Origin of the sequence: Roseicyclus amphidinii, from assembly GCF_030163755.1 — a bacterium.
GTDB lineage: Bacteria > Pseudomonadota > Alphaproteobacteria > Rhodobacterales > Rhodobacteraceae > Roseicyclus > Roseicyclus amphidinii.
This window is the reverse complement of sequence record NZ_JASJOE010000103.1, coordinates 1-7149: the sequence shown is the minus strand read 5'-3', so window position 1 is coordinate 7149 and position 7149 is coordinate 1. Positions and strand designations below refer to the sequence as shown.

The following is a 7149-nucleotide window of genomic DNA, read 5'->3' as shown; positions in this document are numbered from 1 at the left end:
CTGACTTGCGGGCCTTCTCGGACCGGCTCACGGCGAATGGCAAGGCGCCCAAGCAGGCCATCATCGCGGTGACCCGCAAACTGCTCGTTATCCTGAACGCCATGATCCGCGAAAACAGGCCCTACCAACCCTCCTAGTCAACACACTTGCCCGGGGGAATCCCGCAGGGACGGGGGCAAAGCCCCCCCGAATTTTCGGACGAAAATTCGCACTCCAAAACAGAATTTTCGTACGAAAATTCACACTCTCAAACAGAATTTTCGCATGAAAATTCGCACCCGCACCCCGCGCCAGGCGCGCGCGGGTGGCCCGCGACGCGGGCGAAACACCCCGGCCCGCCTTGTGCCCGACGCCAAACACCCTACCCTCCCGTCATGGTCCTCGAGTTCCGAGACGCCGGCATCTACTGCCCCGCGGCGGATGCCTATATCGACCCCTGGCGCCCGGTCGACCGCGCGCTGATCACCCATGGCCATGCCGACCACGCCCGCCCGGGCAACCGCCGCTACATGGCGACCGAGGCCGCCGCCCCGGTGATGCGCCACCGCCTCGGCGCCATCACGCTGCAGACCACGCGCTACGGCGAAAGGCACCGCATCGGCGACGCCACGGTCAGCTTCCACCCCGCGGGCCACGTGCCCGGCTCGGCCCAGGTCCGCATCGAGGTCGGCGGCGAGGTCTGGGTCGTCTCGGGCGATTACAAGACCACCCCCGACGGCCTCTCCGAACCCTTCGAACCCGTGCGCTGCCACGCCTTCATCACCGAATCCACCTTCGGCCTGCCGATCTACAGCTGGCCCGACGAGGCCACGCTGGCCGCGCAGATCAACGCATGGTGGGCCGAGACGATAGCCAAGGGCCAGACCCCGATCCTCGGCGTCTACGCGCTCGGCAAGGCGCAGCGCGTCCTCGGTCTGCTCGACCCCTCCCTCGGCCCGATCCTGACCCATGGCGCGGTCGAGGCGACCAACGCCGTCCTGCGCGCGCAGGGCCTGCGGCTCCCCGCCACCACGCAGGTCACCGCCGATCTCGACCTCAAGGCCCATCGCGGCGCGATGGTGCTCGCGCCCCCCTCGGCGCTCGGCTCGGCCTGGGCGCGGAAATTCGGCCCGGTCTCCACCGGCTTCGCCTCGGGATGGATGCGGCTCCGCGGCGTGCGCCGCAGGCGCGCCGCCGACCGCGGCTTCGTGGTCTCGGACCATGCCGACTGGGACGGGCTGAACGCCGCCATCGCGGCGACCGGCGCCAGCCGCGTCTTCGTCACCCATGGCTACACCGCGCAATTCGCGCGCTGGCTGCGCACACAGGGCTATGATGCGGGCGTGGTCGAGACGGAATTCGGCGGCGAAACGCTCGACGACCCCGAGACCGGGACCGCGACCACGACCGAGGCACCCCGCGCATGAGCGCGCTGACCCGCCGGGACCGGCTCCACATCGCGCTCACGCGCCATGTCGCGCGCCCCATCCTCGCGCATGTCTCCTCACAGCCCGTGCTCAGGCGTATCTTCGAGGCCTGCGCCCGCCTCGGCCTGCGGCCGCCCCCGGATGTCGATAGACACGTCGATGCGCAGGGCGCGCTTTGGCTGCGCCCCGCGGGCGTGCCGCGCGACGGGCCCGTGCTGCTGTATCTGCACGGCGGCGGCTTCACCCTCGGCAGCCCCCGGACCCATGCCGCCCTCGCAGCCCATATCGCGCGGGCGGCCGGTCTGCGCGCCGTCCTGCCGCGCTACGGGCTGGCCCCCGAACATCCCTTCCCCGCGGCGCGCGACGACGTGGTCGCCGCCCATGCCAGGCTTGTCGCCGACGGCACGCCCCCCGCCGCCATCGCGGGCGACAGTGCCGGCGCATGCCTCGCGCTTCAGCTTCTCCAGCACCTGCGCGACACCGGCGCGCCGCTGTCCCGCGCCGCGGTCCTGATCGGGCCGGTGGCCGACCTGTCGGGCGACATCGCCAGCCGCTTCGCCGCCGCGGGCGACGAGATCCTGTTCCCGCCGCAATGGCCCGCCCGCATCCTCGAGGCCTACCTGCCCGGCGCGGATCGCACCGACCCCGCCGTCTCGCCGCTGCTCGGCGACCTCCGCGGCCTGCCGCCCACCCTCATCCAGGCCGGGGCCGGCGAGGCGCTGGCGGGCGACGCGAAACGCCTGGCCGAAGCGCTGGACGAGGCCACGCTCGAGCTGTGGGAGGGGCTGCCCCATGTCTGGCATCTGCACGCGGGCCGGATGCCGGCCGCCGACCGCGCCGTCGCCCGCATCGGCACCTTCCTGCGCGACCAGCTCGCCTGAGCGGACGGTGCCGCCCCTGACCGAAAGGGCGCGCGGGGCGGCAGGCTGCGGGATATGCGTATTTGGGGAAAGATGAAGGAGATTGCGATCAAATCCGCCCCGATCGCCCGGACCGGTCTTCATCTTCCCGCAAATACGGCCGCCGGAGGCATCGAAGTCTCTGGCCCGTCGCCTGCCACGTGTTACACCGCCCATCGAACGCATCTGACGGAGGCCAAGGCGTGACCTGGAAAACCCTCGACGACATGGAGCTTGCGGGCAGGATCGTGCTGACCCGCGTGGACATCAACGTGCCGGTGCAGGACGGGCGGGTCACCGACGACACCCGCATCCGGCGCATCGTGCCGACGATCCGGGATATCCTGGCCAAGGGCGGCACCCCGGTGCTGCTGGCGCATTTCGGCCGCCCCAAGGGCAAGCCCGTGCCGGAGATGTCGCTGCGCGTCACGCTGCCCGCGCTCGAGGCGGCGCTGGGCTGCGAGGTGACCTTCGTCGAACGCCCGGACCGCGACAGCCTCGCGGCCCTGCCCGAGGGCGCGGTGGTGCTGGTCGAGAACACCCGGTTTTCCCCGATGGAAGAGGCCAACGACCCGCAGATGGCGCAGTTCCTCGCATCGCTCGGCGACGTCTATTGCAACGACGCGTTTTCCGCGGCGCACCGGGCGCATGCCTCGACCGAGGGGGTGGCGCGGCTGCTGCCGGCCTGTGCGGGCCGCCTGATGGAGGCCGAGCTGACCGCCCTCGAGGCGGCGCTGGGCGCACCGAAGCGGCCCGTGGTCGCCGTGGTGGGCGGGGCCAAGGTGTCGACCAAGCTCGACCTGCTGGGCAACCTCGTCGAGAAGGTCGACACGCTGGTGATCGGCGGCGGCATGGCCAACACCTTCCTTGCGGCAGACGGGCTCGACGTGGGCAAGTCGCTGTGCGAGCACGACCTTGCCCCCACCGCGCGCGAGATCATGGCGAAGGCCAAAGAGACCGGCTGCGAGATCCTGCTGCCCTCCGACGTGGTGGTCGCCCGCGAATTTGCCGCGGGGGCCGAGAACACCACCGTTGCGGTCACCGCGGTGCCGGGCGACTGCATGATCCTCGACGCGGGCGCCGAGACGGTGGCGCGCATCGGCACGGCCCTCGAGGCGGCGCAGACGCTGATCTGGAACGGCCCGCTCGGCGCGTTCGAGATCGCCCCCTTCGACCGCGCCACGGTGGCGGCGGCGCGGCTGGCGGCCGATCTGACCGACCGCGGGCAGCTCGTCTCGGTGGCGGGCGGCGGCGACACGGTCGCAGCACTCAATGCCGCGCAGGTGGCCGACCGCTTCACCTATGTCTCGACGGCGGGCGGGGCCTTCCTCGAATGGATGGAGGGCAAGACCCTGCCGGGGGTGGCTGCGCTGCACCAGGCGGGGTGAGCGACTGTTAACGCCACCATTGTGGACAGGCGGGCGGGGCTTTGCCAAAGAGGGGCGACACCCCACCGCCCAAGGAGCGCAGAATGTCGAACGACGCCATGAGAACCCAGATGGAAACCGGCCAGGGCTTCATCGCCGCGCTGGACCAGTCGGGGGGATCGACGCCCAAGGCGCTGCGCCTCTACGGCATCGAGGAGGATCAATATTCCTCCGAGGCCGAGATGTTCGACCTGATCCACGCCATGCGCGCGCGCATCGCCACCGCGCCCGGTTTCACCGGTGACAAGGTGATCGGCGCGATCCTGTTCGAGATGACGATGGACCGCGAGATCGGCGGCAAGCCCGCGGCCCGCTACCTGTGGGACGACAAGCGCGTCGTCCCCTTCCTCAAGATCGACAAGGGGCTCGAGGACGAGGTCGACGGCGTGCAGATGATGAAGCCCATTCCGGGGCTTTCGGACCTGCTCGACCGGGCCGTGGGCCATGGCATCTTCGGCACCAAGGAACGCTCGGTCATCCACTCCGCGAACCCCGCGGGCATCGCCAATATCGTGGCGCAACAGGTCGACCTGGGCTTCCAGGTGCTCGACAAGGGGCTGGTGCCGATCCTCGAGCCCGAGGTGAACATCAAGGCCACCGACAAGGCCGAGGCCGAGGAGATCCTGCTGGCCGAGCTGACGAAGGGCATGGATGCGATCCCCGAGGGGCAAAAGGTCATGCTGAAGCTGACCATCCCGACGAAGCCCGACCTTTACGCGCCGCTCATCGCGCATCCGCGGGTGTTGCGGGTCGTGGCGCTCTCGGGCGGGTATTCCCGCGACGAGGCCTGCGAGAAGCTGGCGCAGAACCACGGCATGATCGCAAGCTTCAGCCGCGGCCTGACCGAGGGGCTGTCGGCGCAGCAATCGGACGCCGAATTCAACGCCGCGCTGTCCGAGGCCGTCGACGCGATCCACGCCGCCTCGATCACCTGAACCGCCGACGCGCGCGCGCCCCACGACAGGGCGCGCGCGCGTCCGTTTACGCCTCGGCGGCGGTGCCGGTGAAATAGACCTGCATGAAGGCGGGCTCGCCCATCCGCTCGAGCAGCCCAAGCTGCTGGTCGAGCCAGCCCCAATGCCCCTCTTCGTCCAGCGCGATGGTTTCGAACAGCACGCGGCTGCCGATGTCGCCGGCCTCACCGGCCGCGCGGGCGGCGGCGGTGTAGACCTCGATCGCCTCCTCCTCGTCGGCGCGGTCGCTTTCGAACATCGCCTTGAGGCTCTCGGCCTTGACCGGGGCCTTGGCGGGCACCACCTCGGGCGAGCCGCCGAGGTAGAGGATACGGTCGATGAACTGACCGGCGTGGCCCAGCTCTTCCTGCATCTCCTCGCGCATCTTGGCAGCCAGCTTGTCCAGCCCCCAATCGTCGAGGACATGGGCATGAAGCAGGTATTGCTGCACCGCCGTCAGCTCCATCGAAAGGGCCTGTTGCAGGGCGGCGACAGAAGATTGGTGACGTGGCATGGCCTATCCTTTCCTTCTCTGAACTTGGAATGATTCTAAGTATCGGAAGGCGATGCTTCAACCCCGCCGCCCGGTTTGCCGCACCTCCCCCCGCCCCACCCCGCCCCGCGGCGCGGAAAGCCGCGCGCAGGGTCACGGGGGGGATTCCCTTTTGCGAATCGATGTGCGAGTCTGCACCGACGGCCCCGCCAGAGGGCCGAAGCATCGAGGCAGCAAGTCGGGCATGGCGCGCAGCGCATCGCTTTCCGGGATCATCCTTCCCCTCGCGCTCCTGTGTATCGGGGCGTATTTCACCTTCACCGCGGTGCAGGGGAATTACGGGCTGTTCCAGCGCATCCAGATCGAGGCCGAGGCCGACCGGCTGGAGCGCGAGCTGGCCGCGCTCGAGGCCGAGGTGGACCGGATGGAGATCCTGACCCGGCGGCTGTCGGACGAGTTCCTGGACCTCGACCTGCTCGACGAACAGGCGCGCGACGTGCTGGGCCATGTCCGCGCCGACGAGGTGATCCTGCCCTGACGCCCTGACGTCCATCTGCTTGGGGGGTGCTTGGGAGGCCGCGACGCCCGCGCCACTGTACGGAGCTGCGCAAAGCGGCTAGCCCGACGCCATGACGGACACTACCCCCGCGCTTGCCCCGCCCCATGACGACGCCCGCGCGCGCCGCAACGTCGCCGTGCTGGTCATGGCGCAGGCCATTCTCGGCAGCCAGATGCCGATGATCTTCGTCATCGGCGGGCTTGCGGGGCTGATGATCGCGCCCAGCCCTGTTCTGGCGACGCTGTCGATCTCGCTGATCGTCTTCGGCTCGATGACGACGGCGCCCTGGCTCTCGGCGGTGATGCAGCGCCACGGGCGGCGCGCGGGCTTCCTGATCGGAAGCCTCGGCGGCGCGCTCGGCGCGGGCGTGTCGGGCTACGGGCTTTGGATCGACAGCTTCCCGATGTTCCTTGTCGGCTCCTACCTGACGGGGATCTACATGTCGGCGCAGGGCTTCTACCGCTTCGCTGCCGCCGACACCGCCTCCGACACGTTCCGGCCCAAGGCGATTTCCTACGTCATGGCGGGCGGTCTCCTGTCGGCGCTGATCGGCCCGCAGCTCGTGAAACTCACCACCGACGCCACCGTGGTGCCCTTCGTCGGCACCTATGCTTTCGTCGTGCTGATCAACCTCGCGGGCTCGGTCCTGTTCGCCTTTCTCGACGTTCCCAAACCGGTGCCGCCCAAGGCGGGCGAGGCCACCGGCCGCACGCGCGCCGAGCTGCTGCGCGACCCCAAGATCGCGGTGGCGATCATCTGCGGCATGGTCTCCTACGCGCTGATGAACCTGATGATGACTTCGACCCCGCTGGCGGTCGTGGGCTGCGGCTTTTCCACCGGCAACGCCGCCGACATCGTCTCGGCCCATGTCATCGCCATGTTCGCGCCCAGCTTCGTCACCGGCCATTTGATCGCGCGCTTCGGCACGATGAAGATCGTGGCCACGGGCCTTGTCCTGCTGGCCGCGGCGGGGGGCGTGGCGCTGACGGGGGTGGAGCTGTTCCAGTTCTTCTGGGCGCTGGTGCTGCTGGGGGTCGGCTGGAACTTCGGGTTCATCGGCGCGACCGCCATGCTGACCCAGGCCCATGCCCCCGAGGAGCGCGGCCGCGTGCAGGGGATGAACGATTTCCTCGTCTTCGGCTGCGTGACGCTGGCCTCGCTCGCCTCGGGGCTGATGATGAGCTTCGGGGATGACGTGCAATCGGGCTGGACGGCGGTCAATCTCGCCATGCTGCCCTTCCTCGCGCTGGCGGGGGCTGCGCTGATCTGGCTGGCGCTGCGGCCCAAGGACGCCTACGCCTGAGCCGTCACCACCGCCCCCCTCACCACCGCCCCGTCAGCGCCGCCCGCGCAAGGCCAAGCCGCGCGCGCAGGCCCGGCTCGGGCAGGCGCCCCTCGGCCACGAGGCGCGG

The 7149-nt window shown here is 69.8% G+C and carries 7 protein-coding genes; 6 read left to right on the top strand and 1 reads right to left on the bottom strand.

Annotated features, from left to right (window positions below):
• Positions 1-374: 374 nt before the first annotated feature.
• From QQK83_RS18360 to QQK83_RS18345, 4 genes are all read left to right on the top strand, one after another.
• Positions 375-1406 (top strand): ligase-associated DNA damage response exonuclease, encoded by a 1032-nt coding sequence (locus tag QQK83_RS18360; RefSeq protein ID WP_284266773.1) that lies wholly within the window; start codon positions 375-377, stop codon positions 1404-1406.
• Positions 1403-2287 carry an alpha/beta hydrolase gene (locus tag QQK83_RS18355; protein ID WP_284266772.1) on the top strand — a complete coding sequence of 295 codons (885 nt, stop codon included), beginning with the start codon at positions 1403-1405 and terminating at the stop codon, positions 2285-2287. The genes QQK83_RS18360 and QQK83_RS18355 overlap by 4 nt, the downstream gene beginning before the upstream one ends.
• A 221-nt stretch (positions 2288-2508) precedes the next feature.
• Entirely contained in the window at positions 2509-3693 is a 1185-nt protein-coding gene (locus QQK83_RS18350) for a phosphoglycerate kinase (RefSeq protein WP_284266771.1), read from the top strand.
• Positions 3694-3776: 83 nt separating this feature from the next.
• The gene (locus QQK83_RS18345) at positions 3777-4667 is read left to right on the top strand and encodes a fructose bisphosphate aldolase (RefSeq protein ID WP_284266770.1); all 891 of its coding nucleotides are present in this window, start codon (positions 3777-3779) and stop codon (positions 4665-4667) included.
• Positions 4668-4713: 46 nt separating this feature from the next.
• Here QQK83_RS18345 and QQK83_RS18340 read toward each other — a convergent pair whose 3' ends face one another.
• Positions 4714-5199 (bottom strand): bacterioferritin, encoded by a 486-nt coding sequence (locus QQK83_RS18340; protein WP_284266769.1) that lies wholly within the window; start codon positions 5197-5199, stop codon positions 4714-4716.
• Between the two features lie 223 nt (positions 5200-5422).
• Between QQK83_RS18340 and QQK83_RS18335 the strand changes: the two genes are divergently transcribed.
• Together QQK83_RS18335 and QQK83_RS18330 are read left to right on the top strand one after the other, a co-directional pair.
• Positions 5423-5716 (top strand): FtsB family cell division protein, encoded by a 294-nt coding sequence (locus QQK83_RS18335; protein WP_284266767.1) that lies wholly within the window; start codon positions 5423-5425, stop codon positions 5714-5716.
• 91 nt (positions 5717-5807) lie between these two features.
• Complete coding sequence (locus QQK83_RS18330; protein WP_284266765.1) at positions 5808-7040, top strand: MFS transporter; 1233 nt, start codon at positions 5808-5810, stop codon at positions 7038-7040.
• Positions 7041-7149: the final 109 nt, after the last annotated feature.

Excerpts from the sequence above, each read along its gene's own strand:
- QQK83_RS18360 (WP_284266773.1), top strand. The coding sequence starts at position 375 with ATGGTCCTCGAGTTCCGAGACGCCGGCATCTACTGCCCCGCGGCGGAT.
- QQK83_RS18355 (WP_284266772.1), top strand. The coding sequence starts at position 1,403 with ATGAGCGCGCTGACCCGCCGGGACCGGCTCCACATCGCGCTCACGCGC.
- QQK83_RS18345 (WP_284266770.1), top strand. The coding sequence starts at position 3,777 with ATGTCGAACGACGCCATGAGAACCCAGATGGAAACCGGCCAGGGCTTC.
- QQK83_RS18340 (WP_284266769.1), bottom strand. The coding sequence starts at position 5,199 with ATGCCACGTCACCAATCTTCTGTCGCCGCCCTGCAACAGGCCCTTTCG.
- QQK83_RS18335 (WP_284266767.1), top strand. The coding sequence starts at position 5,423 with ATGGCGCGCAGCGCATCGCTTTCCGGGATCATCCTTCCCCTCGCGCTC.
- QQK83_RS18330 (WP_284266765.1), top strand. The coding sequence starts at position 5,808 with ATGACGGACACTACCCCCGCGCTTGCCCCGCCCCATGACGACGCCCGC.